Origin of the sequence: Mesorhizobium sp. AR10 (assembly GCF_024746795.1) — a bacterium.
Taxonomy (GTDB): Bacteria; Pseudomonadota; Alphaproteobacteria; order Rhizobiales; family Rhizobiaceae; genus Mesorhizobium.
This window is the reverse complement of sequence record NZ_CP080524.1, coordinates 2,651,642-2,668,914: the sequence shown is the minus strand read 5'-3', so window position 1 is coordinate 2,668,914 and position 17,273 is coordinate 2,651,642. Positions and strand designations below refer to the sequence as shown.

Annotated in this window: 20 protein-coding genes; 13 read left to right on the top strand and 7 right to left on the bottom strand. The window is 59.9% G+C overall.

Annotated features, from left to right (window positions below):
* The first annotated feature begins 301 nt into the window (after window positions 1–301).
* A complete protein-coding gene (locus LHFGNBLO_RS16500) occupies window positions 302–598 on the top strand; it encodes a PRC-barrel domain-containing protein (protein ID WP_258609061.1) in 297 nt (98 codons plus the stop codon).
* A gap of 124 nt (window positions 599–722) precedes the next feature.
* On the opposite strand, the gene LHFGNBLO_RS16495 is transcribed toward LHFGNBLO_RS16500, so the two are convergent.
* On the bottom strand, window positions 723–1,556 hold the full coding sequence (locus LHFGNBLO_RS16495) for a universal stress protein (protein WP_258609059.1): 834 nt from the start codon (window positions 1,554–1,556) through the stop codon (window positions 723–725).
* A gap of 255 nt (window positions 1,557–1,811) precedes the next feature.
* Here LHFGNBLO_RS16495 and LHFGNBLO_RS16490 point away from each other — a divergent pair, with 255 nt between their 5' ends.
* Both LHFGNBLO_RS16490 and LHFGNBLO_RS16485 read left to right on the top strand, forming a co-directional pair.
* On the top strand, window positions 1,812–2,345 hold the full coding sequence (locus LHFGNBLO_RS16490; protein ID WP_258609057.1) for a DUF1269 domain-containing protein: 534 nt from the start codon (window positions 1,812–1,814) through the stop codon (window positions 2,343–2,345).
* A gap of 15 nt (window positions 2,346–2,360) precedes the next feature.
* Window positions 2,361–2,606: a hypothetical protein gene (locus LHFGNBLO_RS16485; RefSeq protein ID WP_258609056.1), complete on the top strand. Its 246-nt coding sequence runs from the start codon at window positions 2,361–2,363 to the stop codon at window positions 2,604–2,606.
* A 113-nt stretch (window positions 2,607–2,719) separates the two neighbouring features.
* Here LHFGNBLO_RS16485 and LHFGNBLO_RS16480 read toward each other — a convergent pair whose 3' ends face one another.
* Entirely contained in the window at window positions 2,720–3,019 is a 300-nt protein-coding gene (locus LHFGNBLO_RS16480; RefSeq protein ID WP_258609054.1) for a hypothetical protein, read from the bottom strand.
* A gap of 543 nt (window positions 3,020–3,562) precedes the next feature.
* Here LHFGNBLO_RS16480 and LHFGNBLO_RS16475 point away from each other — a divergent pair.
* Both LHFGNBLO_RS16475 and LHFGNBLO_RS16470 read left to right on the top strand, forming a co-directional pair.
* On the top strand, window positions 3,563–4,054 hold the full coding sequence (locus LHFGNBLO_RS16475) for a phosphate-starvation-inducible PsiE family protein (RefSeq protein ID WP_258609052.1): 492 nt from the start codon (window positions 3,563–3,565) through the stop codon (window positions 4,052–4,054).
* A 181-nt stretch (window positions 4,055–4,235) separates the two neighbouring features.
* A complete protein-coding gene (locus tag LHFGNBLO_RS16470) occupies window positions 4,236–4,913 on the top strand; it encodes a helix-turn-helix domain-containing protein (RefSeq protein ID WP_258609049.1) in 678 nt (225 codons plus the stop codon).
* A 33-nt stretch (window positions 4,914–4,946) separates the two neighbouring features.
* Here LHFGNBLO_RS16470 and LHFGNBLO_RS16465 read toward each other — a convergent pair whose 3' ends face one another.
* The 3 genes from LHFGNBLO_RS16465 to LHFGNBLO_RS16455 all read right to left on the bottom strand — a co-directional run bounded on the left by LHFGNBLO_RS16465 (window position 4,947) and on the right by LHFGNBLO_RS16455 (window position 7,792).
* Entirely contained in the window at window positions 4,947–5,561 is a 615-nt protein-coding gene (locus LHFGNBLO_RS16465; protein WP_258609047.1) for a response regulator transcription factor, read from the bottom strand.
* 6 nt (window positions 5,562–5,567) lie between these two features.
* Window positions 5,568–7,181 (bottom strand): ATP-binding protein, encoded by a 1,614-nt coding sequence (locus LHFGNBLO_RS16460; protein WP_258609042.1) that lies wholly within the window; start codon window positions 7,179–7,181, stop codon window positions 5,568–5,570.
* Window positions 7,182–7,336: 155 nt separating this feature from the next.
* The gene (locus LHFGNBLO_RS16455) at window positions 7,337–7,792 is read right to left on the bottom strand and encodes a hypothetical protein (protein WP_258609041.1); all 456 of its coding nucleotides are present in this window, start codon (window positions 7,790–7,792) and stop codon (window positions 7,337–7,339) included.
* A 364-nt stretch (window positions 7,793–8,156) separates the two neighbouring features.
* Here LHFGNBLO_RS16455 and LHFGNBLO_RS16450 point away from each other — a divergent pair, with 364 nt between their 5' ends.
* The 3 genes from LHFGNBLO_RS16450 to LHFGNBLO_RS16440 all read left to right on the top strand — a co-directional run bounded on the left by LHFGNBLO_RS16450 (window position 8,157) and on the right by LHFGNBLO_RS16440 (window position 11,400).
* Window positions 8,157–8,804: a hypothetical protein gene (locus LHFGNBLO_RS16450; protein WP_258609040.1), complete on the top strand. Its 648-nt coding sequence runs from the start codon at window positions 8,157–8,159 to the stop codon at window positions 8,802–8,804.
* A gap of 123 nt (window positions 8,805–8,927) precedes the next feature.
* Window positions 8,928–10,847: a molecular chaperone DnaK gene (gene dnaK, locus LHFGNBLO_RS16445; RefSeq protein ID WP_258609039.1), complete on the top strand. Its 1,920-nt coding sequence runs from the start codon at window positions 8,928–8,930 to the stop codon at window positions 10,845–10,847.
* Window positions 10,819–11,400 (top strand): nucleotide exchange factor GrpE, encoded by a 582-nt coding sequence (locus LHFGNBLO_RS16440; protein WP_258609038.1) that lies wholly within the window; start codon window positions 10,819–10,821, stop codon window positions 11,398–11,400. Before dnaK ends, LHFGNBLO_RS16440 begins: the two co-directional genes overlap by 29 nt.
* A gap of 125 nt (window positions 11,401–11,525) precedes the next feature.
* Here the strand turns inward: LHFGNBLO_RS16440 and LHFGNBLO_RS16435 are convergent, their stop codons facing one another.
* On the bottom strand, window positions 11,526–11,888 hold the full coding sequence (locus LHFGNBLO_RS16435; RefSeq protein WP_258609037.1) for a chaperone modulator CbpM: 363 nt from the start codon (window positions 11,886–11,888) through the stop codon (window positions 11,526–11,528).
* On the bottom strand, window positions 11,889–12,800 hold the full coding sequence (locus tag LHFGNBLO_RS16430; RefSeq protein WP_258609033.1) for a J domain-containing protein: 912 nt from the start codon (window positions 12,798–12,800) through the stop codon (window positions 11,889–11,891).
* A 195-nt stretch (window positions 12,801–12,995) separates the two neighbouring features.
* On the opposite strand from LHFGNBLO_RS16430, the gene LHFGNBLO_RS16425 reads away from it, so the two are divergent.
* From LHFGNBLO_RS16425 to LHFGNBLO_RS16405, 5 genes are all read left to right on the top strand, one after another.
* On the top strand, window positions 12,996–13,436 hold the full coding sequence (locus LHFGNBLO_RS16425; protein ID WP_258609031.1) for an Hsp20/alpha crystallin family protein: 441 nt from the start codon (window positions 12,996–12,998) through the stop codon (window positions 13,434–13,436).
* Between the two features lie 13 nt (window positions 13,437–13,449).
* A complete protein-coding gene (locus tag LHFGNBLO_RS16420) occupies window positions 13,450–13,833 on the top strand; it encodes an Hsp20/alpha crystallin family protein (protein ID WP_258609030.1) in 384 nt (127 codons plus the stop codon).
* Between the two features lie 13 nt (window positions 13,834–13,846).
* Window positions 13,847–14,350, top strand: a complete 504-nt coding sequence (locus LHFGNBLO_RS16415) for an Hsp20/alpha crystallin family protein (RefSeq protein WP_258609028.1) — start codon at window positions 13,847–13,849, stop codon at window positions 14,348–14,350.
* Between the two features lie 205 nt (window positions 14,351–14,555).
* Window positions 14,556–15,209, top strand: a complete 654-nt coding sequence (locus LHFGNBLO_RS16410; protein WP_258609026.1) for a BON domain-containing protein — start codon at window positions 14,556–14,558, stop codon at window positions 15,207–15,209.
* Window positions 15,210–15,550: 341 nt separating this feature from the next.
* A complete protein-coding gene (locus LHFGNBLO_RS16405) occupies window positions 15,551–17,257 on the top strand; it encodes a cation:proton antiporter (protein WP_258609024.1) in 1,707 nt (568 codons plus the stop codon).
* The last annotated feature ends 16 nt before the right edge of the window (window positions 17,258–17,273 follow it).

The window sequence follows — 17,273 nt, the reverse complement described above, 5'->3', positions numbered from 1 at the left end:
CGCGACCAGGTCGCGCCAGCCACAATCTCATCCGTCGGGGCTGTGCTGTTCGTCGACGAAATCTTATTGGCGCACCTTTGCCCGGCGTTGACGGTCGTCAACGCGCTGCACGATTTCCGGAGCCATGAAGGACGCTAAATGTCAGGAACCGGATGCCCCGTAGCCATCGGTTCAAGCCACAGATTAAGACGAAGCAACATCCATGAAGCCAAGACGTTCCCCTTGCAGTTTGGCCCTGGCCTCCGTGGCCGCCGTCCTCTTTCTGGCGCAGCCTGGCGCCTCTGCGGAGGAGGTTGGCCTCGTGACGCTTGATGCCAAAGAGGTCGCAAAAGGCTACCGCGGCGAGGAGCTGAAGCTAAAAACCGTGGTGAACGACAAAGACGAGACCATCGGCCGGATCGATGATTTCATCTTCAGCCGGGATGGTGGGCAAGTCTTTGCGGTTTTGTCTGTCGGCGGCTTTACCGGACTCTATGGCAATCTGGTTGCCGTGCCGTTCCGCAGCCTCGAACTCGATGATCCTTCGGGCTTGATCGTGCTGCCTGGCGCCAGTCGAGCGGCGCTGCAGAAATTGCCCGTATTTGTCTACAACCGTTGAAACCGGATCCGTCGGCGACCGGCTGCTCGGCCCTCGCCATTGCTCGACGGACGAGATTTTGGGCGCCTGCCGCGCGCCCTGGTAACGGGGGCACGCGATGCAGCTGCAGTATCTGCGATTGACCTCAGTGCGCAATCACCAGCGACACCGGCGATTTCCGCAGGAGCTTGTAGGTGACCCCGCCGAGCAGCCATTCGCGTAGCCGCGAATGCCCGTAACCGCCCATGACGACGAGATCGGCCTTCTTTTCGCCGATCACGTCAAGCAGCGCGGACGACGTATCGAGCCCGCGTTTGTTCGCGACGTGCGCGGACGCATCGATCCCGTGGCGTCCTAGATAGGTGACAAGTTCTTCCCCCCGTTTTGCCGGCGTTTCCAGGGGTTCTCCATGCTCGACCGCGACGATGGTGACCAGTCGTGACTTCGCAAGATATGGCAACGCCTCCGCGACGGCCCGCGCCGCTTCGCGGCTCCGATTCCAGGCAATGATTGCGTGCTCGAAGCCCCGCTCGAAGCTCTTCTGGTCGGCAACGAGGAACAAGTGCTTGCCCGATTCGAAGAGAACCTCCTCCACGACATCACGAAGCTCCACAGTCTTGTCGACATCGCTCAACCGCAGGCCGAGGAACACGTCGGCGGTCCGGCATTCGCGGGCGGTTACCCCCGCCTGCTCCTCTTCGTAGACGTCGAAGTGGCGCAACTCGGCCGATGCAGCGATACCTCGCAGACGCTTGCCGAAATCCTCTTCCATGTCCCGTCCACGCTGCCTCGCCTGCTCGAGCAGGCGTGTCCAATACTCCACGCTCACATTGGCCTCGGCCAATGCCGGTTCCGGCAGCACGTTCAGGAAAAGGCCGACGATATGGGCGTCAAACAACGTGACCAGGCTTTCGGACGCGGCCAACCGGAATTCGTCGCTGGCTGTCCCGTCGAGCCGCACTAATACAACCTTGATCATGGCTGCCTCCTGAAGCTTAGAAACGTTCGACGCGCTGCGATATCGTTGCGAATGTCGATCAGCTTCTAGGAGACACTGCCCGGTTTCATTGACAGTTGTCAGCGCCGGCCAATTTTTCTGCTCATTCGCGCCCAATGACCTGATCCAAGTCGCGAGCCTGAAAACTGACGTTCGTCAACGCAGTTTGCCCGCAATGTGGAATGTTGCTGGTGACAAGCACGTTGCACTAGTCGAAACAGAATTGAGGCAATTCCGATGTCTGATCTCATCGTCATCGTGTACGCGAACGAGGCCAAGGCCGAGGAAATGCGGCAGAAGCTCCTGAACCTCCAGAAGGAGTATCTCATTGAACTCAGCGATGCCGTGATTGCCGTAAAACGCCAAGATGGCCACGTGAAACTCAATCAACTGATCAGCACGACCAAGATCGGTGCGCTTCAGGGCAGTTTGTGGGGGCTAATTATCGGGGCCATTTTCCTGATGCCGGTCATGGGACCAGCGATCGGCGCGCTTTCAGGCGCCGCCCTCGGGGCTGCCTCCGGAGCGGTCGGCGGAGCCCTGTCCGATTTCGGCATCAACGATGATTTCATGAAGGAACTCGCCGCCAGCCTCGATTCAGGGAAGGCGGCACTCTTCCTTCAAGTCCAGAAGATGACCGTGGACAAGGTACTCGAAGCCATCAAAGGAACTGGTGGCAAGGTGCTTCGGACCTCGCTCGATCATAGCAAGGAGGCGGCGCTGCGCGAGGCTGTAGAGGCGGCTGATGAAGAAAGATTCCAAACAGCCTGAGCGAAAACGACGATCATGAATTCCAAGCCGAATCCACACCGATATCCGGCATATGAACGCTCGAAGGCCGCTATGAGTGCAACGCTACGAGCAATCGTCTGGGTTTTCATTTTCCCCGGCGAGTGGGCATCAGACCGGCTGGGAGTCTCGCAATCCGACAATCGTGATCTGGTCAGAATGCTCGTCAATTCGCTTTTCTGGATTCTGGTCGCCGTGGCCGGGCTGGCAATCTGGACCTCGACCCTGCCTATATACAACTGAGTTTCGACAACTATGGTCGCGGCCAACCGCATCAGTCCGTGAATGAAGATTCTGGCCGACACTTTTTCGCAAATTCTGTCGACGTCGGCCCATAGGTTGCCCGGGTCACATCCTCACGGGCGGATGAGGTTGCCCCATTTTGGGTCCCATAGATCGTCATGTTCGAGGACGATATCGATGCGGCGAAAGCCATAGCGGTTGGCAAGACGATGGGCTTGAGCAAGAGCAGCCTCAACTTCCCTTTCGTCACCTTCGTCGGGTCCTATTTCGGTTCCGTCCCGGGAATGGGCATTCCAACCAACCGTGGCGCGCACCGGAGCCTTTCCTTGCCAATCGAAGATCGTGACGATGATTTCGTTCTCTGAGGCCGACATTGGGTCATCAAGAACGGTGTAACTCGGACGGTCTTTCATGCCACCTACAGCCCGGATTGACCCATTCGCATCAATAGCCCTGGTCTGCCAGGGTCGACACGGTGGTGCGTTTGGAAACGGTGCCTTCGGTCTAAAGTTCCTCAGTGCAGACCAAGTCCGATATGCCTCGAACAAAGACACCAAGCTGATTCGAGATACATTGTGAGATGATTAACTCGGTTCAATCAGCCTGACGTACGATCAGCTATATTCGTTACTCGAGGCTAAGGCCAAACGTTAAAACACAACGGAACCTGGTAGGTATGGCCATATTCCCGCTATTCATCAGACTTTTGAGAGACGAACAAACATGTGCCAGAGTGGAAAGTAGGAGAACTAAACCGCTCCTTGCGCAATCTGCTCGCTCTCTCGGAGACGCGAAAACTCCGTAGGTACCGGCACCGGATGAGATCCGTCGAACCGGCCTCTATTCATCAGTTCGGCAGGCCTAAGACATGTCGGAATGGCTGCCGATGACGACCGTCAAGTCACATCGGGCGAGAGCGAATTATCACGGTGCGATCAACGATCAGGAAAGATCCAATGTCGATCAAGGATGTGTTCCAATCGAAAAAGGCTGAACTCCGCCCGCTTTCTCTGTACCAGCGGTTCGAATATGTCGTCGTTCTGATCTTGACCGGGCTGATCGCAATCGTCGTCGTTGCCGCCGTCTGGAACCTCACGCTGAAGATCCTGCTCGGGCTCGTCCTCTCGGACAGCCTCGATCCGTCCGACTATACTGCCTTCCAGGCGGTGTTCGGCATGATCTTCACAGTGATCATCGCGTTGGAATTCAAGAAATCGCTTCTTGTCGTCGCAGAGCGTCGCGAAAATGTCGTCCAGGTCCGCTCTGTCATGGTGATCGCCCTCCTCGCCATCTGTCGCAAGGTCATCATCCTGGATCTGGCCGCGACCGATGCCTTGCATGTCATGGCGCTTGCAGCTGCGATCTTTGCGCTGGGTGTCGTTTATTGGCTGATCGACGATCGCGGCCATCAGTCGGCCAATCCCGCGGATGGGAGCTTGTTGTCTTAGGCTAGACACCAATCGGCGAGGGGGTCATTGCCCGACGTTTGGTATTGGAGGACAGCGGGCTGCTCGCCTTGGATTAAGGGAAATTACGATACGGAAAGTCCCCGAATTTACTTTGTAAAGGCCATTGCCGATGCTGATACCACTTTGATGATCGCAGGGCCAAGCAGGAAGGGACTCCGCTATGCTTGAGCAGCAAAATTCAGAATACACTGGGCAGTCGGTCGCTTGGCAGCGCCCGCAGCAGTACGACGCTGCCCAGCCGGAGGCGCTTCCTTCCATCGCCCGCGTACGGCGATTTCGGCGCGAGCAGGAAATCTACAGCCAGGAAGATAGAAGTGACACCTGGTACCGCATGGTGTCTGGAGCCGCCCGAAAATACATCATACACGCCAGTGGACGCAGGCAGATCGTCGATATCCACCTGCCGGGCGACTTCTTCGGCTTCACCTCCCACAACCGTCACCGTTTCGGGGTGCAGTCCGTCATCGACGGAACATCAATAGAGTGCTATCCGCGCCAGCGCCTCGAAGCGCTAGCCGATGCAAGTCCCGCTTTGGCGCGTGAGATTCGGATGCGCGGTTTCGAAGCAATCGAAAGGCTCCAGGAGCAGCTGCTGATCGTCGGCACGATGACTGCGAAGGAAAAGGTGCGCGCCTTTCTCATCTACTTCTGCGAGAGGATTTCCACGGCCCAGGACGAAGGCGTTGCGCTCCCGATCTCGCGCTACGACATGGCGGATCTGCTTGGTATCTCCGTCGAAACGGTGTGTCGTGTTTTTACGGAACTACAGCAGCGCGGTGCCATTTCCATGCAAGGCCCGCGGCGCGTAAGGCTGACGCGGCGCGTCGATCGGTCATGAGTGTTCTGCGGCCGATCAAACGGCATCTAAACGCTATTCTTCGCCTTGGAACCGAGCCAGTACCAGAAGGGTCACTGCCTCTGCCAGACTACGGACTCCCAGACGGCGCATCATGCGGGCCCGGTGGACTTCGACGGTACGCACGCTGATGCCTAGGTCGTAGGCGATCCGTTTTTGGGGATGGCCGGTGGCAAGCGCTGTTAGAACGTCGCGCTCGCGCGGGCTGAGCGCTGCGATCTGCGCAGAAGCCTCTGCCATCTCGCTATTTGCCAATCTTTGCATCGGCCGCTCACGCGTCGCCGCGATCGCCGCGAACAGAGCATCGTCGGTGAACGGTTTTTGCAGGAATTCGACAGCCCCGAGCTTCATCGCCCTAACGGCACTCTCGATGTCGCTTTGGCCGGTCATGATAACGACCGGCAATGAAGTCTGGAGGGCCGCCTGTCGCTCCAGGAAAGTCAGGCCATCGACGTTCGGCATCTGGAGATCGAGAAGGACGCAGCCTTGCTGATCATCCGGATCACGAACCTGATATTCCGCTGCGGAAGCGTAGGTCTCGACGAGGAACCCTGCGGACAGGATCAACAGTCGCAGCGAACGCCGCACTGCGGCATCGTCATCAATCACGTGGACGATGTAGTTCGTCATCGGCAGCTAACGGCCCTCCTGCCCAGTCTCCAGGGTGAAAGCAAAAATGGTGCCTCCGCCGGGATTCGGCGCGGTGCGAATCGTACCGCCATGGGCATGGACGATCGTTTGGCAAATCGACAGCCCGAGCCCCATTCCCTCGCGCTTGGTCGTGGTAAATGGCTCAAACAGATGGTCGCTCACGTCTGTCGGCAAGCCGGGGCCGCGATCAGAGACGATGATTTCGACCATCTCGTTCGGAGCCGGCGCGGCCTGGATCGTCAGTTCGCGCCCATCACCGTCCGCCATAGCTTCGATCGCGTTGCGTACCAGATTGACGATCACCTGCTCGATTTGGATGCGGTCGACAAAGGCGACGGAGGCTTCCTGGTGGAAATCGACCGTTACCTTGATCCCGAGCGAATCGGCCCCAATCAGAGCAAATCGAAGGGCCTCATCGAGCATAGAGTGGAGGCTCTCCAAACGTCGGCTGGCCTTGCCGTGAGCCACAAAGTTGCGCAGCCGTTTGATGATCTGATTGGCGCGGGCCGCCTGCTGCGACGCCACGGTCACCGCTTCGCGAGCCAAGTCCATGGATTCAGGTCGCGACGACGCAAGAAACCTGGCTGTTGCATTCAGGGAATTCGTTGTGGCCGAGAGAGGTTGGCTCAACTCATGCGCCAGCGCCGCGGCTGTCTGTCCCGCGGCACTGAGCCGCGCCGCATGAAAAAGTTCAGAGCGCGTCTCCTCGAGGCGTTTGTTTGCTTTCTCGCGTTCGATGATTTCGAGGCGCAGCTTTTCGTTGGCCTCGGCCAACGCAGTCGTGCGTTCGGCGACGCGTGTTTCCAGCGTGTCGTTCAGCGAGAGCAGGTCGGCCTCGGCAGCTTTCATCAGTCGTAGATCGATGCTCACCGTCGCAATGTTCATTGGCCTGTGTGTGCGCGGATCGTCGATGTAGAACCAGTCGACAAGGACAGGAATGTCGGCACGCTCCCGGAAGTGCCGGAGCTTGAGTTCTCCCGACCACCGCCCCTGACGCAGGAAAAATGGCCACAATTCGTGTTCAAGCCGAGTCCGGTCGCTTTCGGCTACGAAATCCGCAATGTTGAGTTCCGAGATTTCCTCGGAGCCGAGGCCGACGAGCTTGCGCCCCGCGGGATTCAAGTAAGAGCCTCGACCCTTGAGATCCGCGATGCCGATGAAGTCCGACGAGCGTTCGACCAGTGAGGCGAATTGATGCTGGCCACCCTCCGTGCTCCAATGGTGCAGGCCGATCGCAATCTCGTCGGCAGCAAGGTCAAGCAGAAGTCGTTGCCGGTAGTTCGGAAAAGCCGGTTCGAGGGAGCCGACGACGATCGCCGCATCGCCGCCGAAACTGACCCGTGCCGAAGCGGCGTACAGTTGTCCGCCGCCGAGCGGATTGGAGATTGGGGTCTGTGTCGGGCCGCCATTGCCTGGCAGCCAGCCTGCGAATGCCTTGCGGATACCCGGCAGTATTCCGGGTGCTGGACCAAACCGCGCTTGTCCATGCTGCAGAGCGGTGCCAAGCGCCGCCGCGCCGATCGTAACGAAAACCAATTCAGCATCGAGCATCGAAACGAGGGCAGATGAAATGCTCTCCACGATCTCCGCTGGCAGCATATCCTTCCAAAGCAATGGTAACGACGAAAGTACTATAAGATCCCGCACACACCGCCGGAGTTCTTCCGTCTCCGTATCTGGGTGGGGCCACGGCATTCTACGCTCCCTACCTTGCCAGTGATGCCGGCGGACATCGGGCCTTGGCCGGCGCTCTTTCAAGCGATGAGTTTGCGAAGGCGGCACATAGAAACGGATTCTCGCGCACGATGCCGCCCAAAATCGCGTAAGGGCGGTGCCCAATCGACGATCAGCGTCAAACCGCAGGTGCAGATTGTCGCCATCTCGTAAAGTGGCAACTCGTGAAGTGGCAACACATCGAGCCGCGATTCATGCTCCGGACAGTGGTGAACGCCTGGGAAATCCTGCCGTGCCCACTCCATGTTTGCCCAGAGCCGCGTGAGGCCGGTCTCGGGTTGCACGTCGATGCCTGCGGCTGATGCGGTCCGCCGGTTTGCGCCTATCGAGGATTTGCACGGCTTGTCGCCGCGTTCCACCCCTTCCTTCATGAAAGGAACTAGAATCTTGAACGCTTCGTCCCAACCGTTAACAGACGGACAAACGTCACGGCGGCAGTCGGTTGCCGATCCCGCCAAATTCACGGTCCTACCCATCTTCCGAATCCCTGCGCCCCGCCCTCATGTCGGCACAAGTCCTGCCTTATCGATCCGTTCGGCAGGCAGATGGCTACGCAGCACTATTGAGCCGAAGATACAACACAACGTTAATATTAGTATCAAATCAGACATTTCAGACATTCGCGCCGAACCGGCGGCCACCCGTCCGTAAAAGGTTTTCCGCCTATCGCCCTATCACGCCAGTGTAGATTTAGGAGTAGATTTAGGACAATTTCGGTAGATTTAGGACAATTTCCCATAGGAGAAAATGACGATCGTCAAAGCGCGCCGAGCGTTACTGCCGGAATCTCCTTCGCTAGGCTTTACTCAGCAGCCCGCCGATTGATTGGGAGATGCCGCCATGGATTCAAACGATGATGTCATCGCACAACACAAGGTTCGGGAGGTCGCGGCGGTTTTCCACAGACAGGATATCCTTGAAGACGCTATCAAGGCATTGCTCCAAGCCGGGTTCGACCGCAGTCAAATCGACGTCATGAGCAATATCGAAACAGTTCGGCAGCGACTGGGCGCACTTTATGTGCCGTCTGACGAAATCGCCGACGTTCCAGGAACGCCCCGGCGCGCCTATATCGCCCGCGACGATATCACGACCGCAACCGCCGGTGTCGCCGGCATTCTATTCTATCTGGGCGCTGCAAGCGCCGCCATGACCGTGATCGCGTCGGGCGGCAGCCTGGCGCTCGTCGCGGCTGCAGCAGTCGCAGCCGGGACCATCGGTGCGGGGTTCGGCGCGACCGCCATACACCTGCTTGGAAGGAAGCAGGCCGAAGATTTGGAACTGCAACTTATGTCGGGCGGAATCGTCCTTTGGGCGCGCGCGCGCAACCCGGAAAGGGAGACCGAAGCGCAGGAAATACTGGCAAAGTTCGGTGGCGAGGGGATCCGCGTGCACGAAATCGAAATCGACAAGCGGCTGGACGACCTGCCGCTCTCGAAATTCAAGCCTGATCCGTGGCTCGGCAGCGAACCATTGGCGCACCACTGAGCATTGCCAAATCCCGAAACTGACGACCGTCAAGGCCGACGATCGACACGATCGGCAAGAATCCGGATGAAGGCGCGGCAGTCACGCTTGTGCCGGACGACCAAATCTAGACGGAGGCTTGACATGGCAGGCAAAGTGATCGGCATCGATCTTGGAACGACCAATTCCTGCGTCGCGGTAATGGAAGGCACACAGGCCAAGGTCATCGAGAACGCTGAAGGCGGGCGCACAACCCCCTCCGTCGTGGCGTTCACAAAGGGCGGGGAAATCCTTGTCGGTCAGCCCGCCAAGCGCCAGGCTGTGACCAACCCCGAAAACACGATCTTCGCCATCAAGCGCCTGATTGGCCGCCGCTACGACGATCCGGTCGTGGAGAAGGACAGGAAGCTCGTCCCCTACAACATCGTCAAGGGCGACAATGGCGACGCCTGGGTCGAGGTTGCTGGCAAGAAGTACAGCCCGGGCCAGATCAGTTCCTATGTGCTGGTGAAGATGAAGGAGACGGCAGAAGCCTATCTCGGCGAGACGGTCACCCAGGCAGTTATCACCGTGCCGGCCTATTTCAACGACAGCCAGCGGCAGGCGACAAAGGACGCGGGGAAGATTGCGGGGCTCGACGTGCTGCGCATCATCAACGAGCCTACAGCCGCTGCCCTCGCCTACGGTCTCGACAAGAAAAAGGCTGGAACGATCGCGGTCTACGACCTCGGCGGCGGCACCTTCGACATCTCGCTCCTCGACATCGGCGATGGCGTCTTCGAGGTCAAGGCGACCAACGGTGACACGTTTCTAGGAGGGGAGGATTTCGACAAGCGGATCGTCGACTGGCTGGCCGAGGAATTCAAGAAAGAGCAGGGCATCGATCTTCGCAACGACCGACTTGCACTTCAGCGCCTTCGCGAGGCCGCCGAAAAGGCCAAGATCGAACTCTCCTCATCGCTCGAAACGACCGTCAGCCTGCCCTTTATCACGGCCGACCAGAACGGCCCAAAGCATCTTGAGATCAAGTTGCGGCGCGCCAAGCTGGAGGATCTGGTCGACGATTTGATCCGCCGGACGGAGAAACCCTGCAAGGACGCGATGAAGGACGCCAAGGTCAAGCCGGATAACATCGACGAGGCGATTCTCGTCGGCGGCATGACGCGCATGCCGAAGGTGCAGGAGACCGTCGCCGGAATCTTCGGCAAGGAGCCGAACAAGAGCGTCAACCCCGACGAAGTGGTAGCGATCGGCGCTGCCATACAGGCAGGCGTGCTGCAGGGCGACGTCAAGGACGTGCTGCTGCTCGACGTGACACCGTTGTCGCTCGGCATTGAGACGCTCGGCGGCGTGTTCACGCGGTTGATCGAGCGCAACACGACCATTCCCGCTAAAAAGAGCCAGATCTTCTCGACGGCGGAAGACAACCAGAGCGCCGTCACCATCCGCGTCTTCCAGGGCGAGCGCGAAATGGCTGCCGACAACAAGCTGCTCGGTCAATTTGACCTCGTCGGCATCCCACCGGCGCCGCGCGGCGTGCCGCAGATCGAGGTGACCTTCGATATCGACGCAAACGGCATCGTCAACGTCACCGCCAAGGATAAGGCGACTGGCAAGGAGCAGCAGATCAAGATCCAGGCGTCCGGCGGACTGTCGCAATCGGATATCGATCGAATGGTGAAGGAAGCCGAGGCAAATGCAGAGGCCGACAAGAAAAGACGCGCCTTGGTTGAGGCACGCAACCAGGCTGATGCGCAGATCGGCACCAGCCAGAGGGCGCTCGACGAGGCGAAGGAAAAGGCTCCGACCGCAGACAAGACTCCCGTCGAAAAGGCCATCGGCGATCTCAGGTCGGCAATGGCCGGGGAATCGGTGGACGAGATCGAAGCAAAGACGAAGGCGCTGCAGATCGCTTCCGTGAACTTTGGCGCCAAGGTGCATGACGCGACCGCCGGCCCGGGCGCGTCAGCGGCGCAAGAACCGTCAAGTGCTTCGTCCGGCGATGATGTCGTCGACGCAGATTTCGAGGAGGTTGATGACCAGGACGGACAGCGCCATGGGTGACGTGGGAAATCGGAGCGCAGCTGGGATCGAGCCCAAAGGAGCCGAGCCAGATGCGGGTGCCCCGGTCGTCGAAGCCACGACCGGCGATCAGCTCCCGCAGGGCGTGGAAGCGGAACTCGCGGACACCAGGGAAAAGCTGCTGCGCGCGCTGGCCGAGCAACAGAACATCCGAAGGCAGATGCAGCGCGAGCGCGAGGAAGCCGTGAGATTTGCCAGCTCGCGGCTGGCCGAAGATCTGCTCGACACGCTCGACAATTTGCGCCGTGCAATCGAGAGCGTTCCGGTGGAAGTTTCGGGTCACAAAGTGGTGAAGCCGCTCCTGGCCGGCGTGGAAGCGACCGAGCGCAATCTCCTGGAAACGCTCGCCCGGCATGGCGTGCAAAAGATCGATCCATTCGGCTCGGCGTTCGACCCGCATCATCATCACGCGATGTTCCAGCGCCCCGATGCGACGGCCGCGGAAGGCACTGTCATCGAGGTACTGCAGCCGGGATACATGCTCCACGGGCGGCTTCTACGACCGGCGATGGTCGGCGTCGCAGTTCCCGGATAGCAGAATGGGCGACTTGGCTGCACGATGAATTGGCTCTTGTGAATTCCAACGATCAAGAGATGGCGAGGGAAGTCGCCTAAGCGGAGATACTTGCAGTTCAAGAAGGGTCTCAACCGCGTTCATCATCATAGCGCAGGTCGACCAGCGCGCGATCGCCGGTAAGTTAATGCCTTCAGCTTCTGCGCGTCATTCACGACATGGCGCTTGATCCCCCGCGGTTGAACCTCCAACGCGTCGATCAGGGTGCCGAAGGCAAGGCGCAGGCCGTAGAGTTGGTCGAGCAACTCCAGCACAACGTCGACGCCTTCGTCGTTGATACCCAGTTCGTTGGTGAGATCGGCTATCAGGTTGGCGCGCGCCATGTCGACGTCGCGGAACACCGGGTGTCCGTCGATCACCTTCGGCGATATCCAGCCCCGGTCGATGAAAAAGCGCAGCCTCTTTGTCTCAATATGAGCATGTCGAGCAAACTTTTGATAGCCGAGCATCTATACCCCCATCGCCTGCCGTGGATTGTATAACTTGCCGGCCGTCCAGCCGCTAACGAATGCCTTCAGGTCAGGATCCGCCTTTTCCGGAAGCACGATCTTTAGCGTCGCATAGACGTCGCCGCGGTCGCCGTTTCGCCGGGCGACGCCCTTTCCCTTCAGGCGCAGCGTCCTGCCGCTCGACGAATTCTCGGGCACATTCGCGACCACCGGCCCGACGGGCGTCGGCACCCTGAGCTTGCCGCCAAGCACCGCCTCGGCAAGCGAGATCGGCAGGTCGAAGCGGATGTCGTCACCCTCGCGCCGGTAGAAGGGATGAGCGCGCACATGGAGTTCGATCAGAGCATCGCCGGTCTCCGCGCCGCCTTCGCCGGCACCGCCCTTCCCGCGCAGCCTGAGCCTCTGCCCGTCCCGCGCGCCGGGTGGAATGCGGATGTCCAGCGTTTTGCCGTCGGGTAGCGTCACCTGGCGCGTGCCGCCGTTCACCGCGTCGAGGAAGTCGATCTCCATCGAATACCGCGCGTCGGCGCCACGCATGCGGAAACCTTGTCGCCCGCGCTGGGAGAAGAATTGCGAAAAGATGTCGTCGGCGCCGAAATCCGCGAAGCCGGCGCCGTTTTCGTAGGTTCCCGCGCCTGTTCCGGCTTCAGCGAAGTCGCGATAATAGCGGCGCTGAGGCTTTTCCGAGCCCGTCGCGTCGATCTCGCCGCGATCGAAGCGGCCGCGTTTTTCCTCATCGCGCAGAATTTCGTAAGCCGCGGACAGGTCCTTGAAGTCCTGTTCCGCCTGCTTGTTACCGGGATTGAGATCAGGATGCAGCTTCTTTGCCCGACGACGATAGGCCGCCTGGATTTCCTTCTGCGAAGCATCGCGTTTGACGCCAAGGAGTTCGTAGGGATCGCCGCCACTCATCGGGATTTCCGCCGGGCCCCCTTTTTTGCGAACGCCCCGTAGGTGAAGGCCATTCGAATGGCATCGGGACGCCGATAGCAATTAGCCGAATTCCCTCAACCTCAAACTGACGGTCATCAATGCCGCTCACAGGATGTGGATGCATCATCCCTCGAACATTGCTGCGTCGTGCGGCTCTGAAAGGGAGAAAATGGCATGCTCAACTACCTTGAAAACACGGGACGCTGGTTTGACCCTGTTCGACAGATGCGCTTCGCGCAGCGGGACGTGAGCCGGTTGCTTGACAATCTGCGGCTTGCAGCAGCCCCCGAATTTCCCCTGATGAACATCTGGACTGGAACCGACGGAGCCGTGGTCACAGCCGAGATCCCGGGCGTCGCGCCGGAGGAACTCGACATCGCCGTGCATCAGAACACGGTGACGCTGCGCGGCGGCCGCCCGGCCGAACCTCTGGCGGACGGTGCTATCGTCCACCGCCAGGAGCGCGTCACTGGCGCCTTCGCGCGCAACCTCGTCCTGCCGTTCCATGTCGACGGCGACCAAGCCACGGCCAAATTCCGAAATGGTGTGCTGCGGCTCGATTTACCGCGGCCGGAGGCCGACAAGCCGCACAAGATCAACGTCAGCCGCTCTTGAGGAGAACGCAGCCATGACCGACCAGGAAACCAATGGAACCGTGCCGGCGGAAGCGACGCGGGCTGACCCTGTCTTCACGCCGCCGACAGACATTATCGAGACCGCGGACAGTGTATTGATGGTGCTGGACATGCCCGGCGCAGATCCGGACAGCCTCGACGTCACTCTGGACAAGCGCGTCCTGCATATCGCGGCGCGTTCGGCGTCCAGTGCGCCGGAAGGCTATGCGCTGCTCCATGCGGAATACCGCGACGGCAGCTATGAACGGAGCTTCACGGTTTCCGAGCCGATCGACACGGCGAAAATCGAGGCCGTGTTCAAGGACGGCGTGCTTCGGCTGACCCTTCCGAAAGCGGCGCCTTCGCCGGCTGCCAAGATCAGCGTCAAAGCTGCATAAGGGAGATTGTGCGATGAAGATCACCGATCTCGTGCCATGGCGCGGCTCCAGACGAGATGTCCCTGCGCGAACCAGAAACATCGACCCGGTCGGCGCTCTGCAACTGGATGTCGAGCGCGCCTTCGACAATTTCTGGCGCATGTTCTCGATTCCTCTTTCCGATTTCGGACAACAGAATCAGACCGACGCCGTTCGCATCGACGTCAGTGACGACGGAAAAGTCGTGACTGTCGCGGCAGAATTGCCGGGGATGACCGAATCGGATGTGGATGTGACCGTCGACGACGGACATTTGCGAATCCGGGGCGAGAAGAAGAGCGACCGCAAAACAGAAGAGGATGGCGTTTCGGTCAGAGAGCGGATCTACGGTCTCGTCGAACGCGTTGTCCCCCTGCCTGAAGGCATCGAGCCGGATGCCGCCAAAGCCACGTTCAAGAATGGCGTTCTCACGGTGGCGATCCCGAAATCTGCCGAAACGCAGTCCGACATGAAGCGAATCCCTGTCCAGGCGGGTTGATCTCCCTCTGTCCCGTCCCCGCCTCACTGCCCGCCGCTTTCGTCCAGCGGCGGGCTTTTTCTTCTTGGACGCGCAAAAGCAACTGATCCCGTGAAACTGACAGCCGTCAACGCACGCAGCTGCAAGCGAAATAGTCTTGCCGGACTGCCAAGCGGAATTCGCTTCACGCAGCACAGCCCATCAGCCCAGAACGGAGGATTGCGACATGAGACTGGATAGCGACATCAAGCATGACGTGGAAAGCGAACTCAAATGGGATCCCGACATCGACGCCTCCGATATCGGCGTAGCAGTAAAAAATGGCGTCGTCACGCTGAGTGGCTTTGTCCGCAGCTACAGCCAAAAATACCAGGCGGAGAAAGCAACGAAACGCGTCAAGGGCGTGCTTGGCGTTGCCAATGACATCGAGGTTCGGCTGCCTTCCGGCAACGAAAGGACCGATCCGGAGATAGCCCGCGCCGCCGTCGAGGCTATCAAGGACGAGCTTCCCTACTCCCATGAGAATATCAAAGTCGTTGTGAAGAACGGCTGGGTCACACTCGAAGGCAATGCCGAGTGGGAATATCAGCGCAACCGAGCCGAATCGGTCGTGCGAAAGGTCAAGGGCGTCAAAGGCATCTCGAACCTGGTGGTCTTGAAACCGCGCGTCGCTCCTTCGGAGATCAAGGCCAAGATCGAGGACGCACTGAAGCGCATGGCGGAAGTCGACGCGGATCGCGTTTCCGTTTCCGCGAGCGGCGGCGAGGTGGTCCTGACCGGCACGGTGCGTTCCTGGGCGGAACGACAGGAAGCCGAGCGCGCCGCGTGGCGGGCGCCCGGCGTCACCAAGGTTGAAAACCGGATCACTATTTCTCCGTGAATCGGACGAAGCAATCGAGGGCGGCCGGACTGTCCTTCGGTCCGGCCGCCTACCGACGAAGGAGACCGCAGCTTGAACCGCAAGACGAGACAGAAACGAGGTCACCTAGAAGCCGAGGATACTGACCCGGTGGAGTTGGCCGGCATAGAATCCTTTCCAGCGAGTGATCCGCCCTCGTGGATACCGGTGCGTCTCGGTCGGCCCGCCACACCTGCCGCACAAGGAATGCCCGCAAAGTCTGCTTCCCGGAAAGCTGATCCGCCGACCAACACCTCGGGCCCTGGCCCCACGCTTGATTCCGACACGCCAGGCCGCGCTCGTCGCAGACGGGCGCGATAAGAATGGATGATGTCCTGCTCGCCCGAACCTTGATCCTCATCGGGGCATCCGGCTTGGCCGTCGCGATCTTCACCTCACTGCGCATGCCCGCGGCCATGGGCTACCTACTCGCCGGCGTGGCCCTCGGAACACACGGCTTGGGTCTGATCGAAGCGGCAGAAAATACGCGTTTTCTGGCTGAACTGGGCCTGATCTTCCTCATGTTCATGGTCGGGCTCGAATTCTCGATTCCAACGATCCTCGGCGCGCGGCGGGACGTGCTGGTTGCCGGCAGCCTGCAGGTCGGTCTCATGATGGCGCTGGTGGCTACCGGGCTCGTTGTGACAGGCGAGCACCTTCAAGCAGCAATTCTCATCGGCGGTGCGGTCGCCATGTCGTCGACCGCTGTAACATTGAAACAGCTTGCCGATCAGGGCGAAGTCAGCAGCCGCCACGGACGACTTGTGCTCGGCATGCTGGTTTTCCAGGATCTGGCGACGCTGCCCTTGCTTATCCTGGTGGATGTCTGGTCCCGGGCGGGATCGCCGGGCGCCATCGGAATCCTGAAGCAAATGGCGGTGGCGGCGGCAGCGCTTGCTGCTGTCGCCGCTATCGCACGGCCGCTGGTCCATTTTGGGTTCTCAGGCGTTCTCAGGACGCGCTCTCCCGACCTGTTCCTGCTGTGGGCGCTAATGACCTCGCTGGGGACCGCTTATGCCATGCATCTCGCTGGCCTTGCGCCTCCGATCGGCGCCTTCGTCGCCGGCATGGTAATCGGCGAGAGCGAATTTCGCCACCGCGTCGAGGAGGACATCCGGCCGTTCCGTGACGTGCTGGTGGGTCTGTTTTTCGTCAGCGTGGGCATGGGTATCGATTTGTCGGTGATCGCGCGCTTCCCTGCGGCGATCGCACTGTGGGCGCTCGTCCTTCTGCCGGTAAAGGCTGCGCTCATCTTCACGACCAGCCTGATTTCTGGAACGCATCGTGAAGCGGCGGCAAGAGCCGCGGTCATTCTTGCGCATGGCGGTGAATTCGGCCTGCTTTTGATGACGCTGGCGCTGCAGACCGGAATCGTGTCACCAGATACAGGCCAGCCGGTGCTTTTCGCCTTGGCTCTGACGATGGGCGTCGCCCCGCTCGTCATACAACGCAACCACTGGGCCGAGTGGCCCTTCGGGCTTCGCGATCGTCGCCTCGCGGGAACGGAAGTGTCGATCCGAGCCGAGAGCAACAGGCTCCACGACCATATCATTCTGTGCGGTTGCGGTCGCGTCGGCCGCCTGGTTGCGACCGTCCTCGAATCCGCAGCCATCCCTTATATTGCGATCGAGCTTGATCTGGGGCGTTTTCGGACGGCGCGTCGGCAAGGACATGCGGTCGTGTTCGGCGATGCGAGGCATCACCGCGTTCTCGAAGCCGCTGGCATGGACCAGGCGCAACTCGTAGTCATTACCTTTGATCGTGACAAAGCGGTGGAGCGTATCCTGCATCAGGTCAAACAGGTCGACACACCGCCAGCCACGCTTGTCTCCGCTGAGGACGACCTCGACATGGCTCGCTTTGCGCAGTTCGGTGCCACTGCAGTGTTCCCGGAAAATCTGGCAGCAAGTCTGGGCCTGGCCGATCAGGCACTGCTGCTCTGCGGCAAGACGCAGGACGAAGCCGCCCAGGTCGTGAGTAAGGTCCGCACGGAACTCAATCCGGAACTCAGGGAGATGGTCGGGATATAGGGCCGAATCCTGCCGC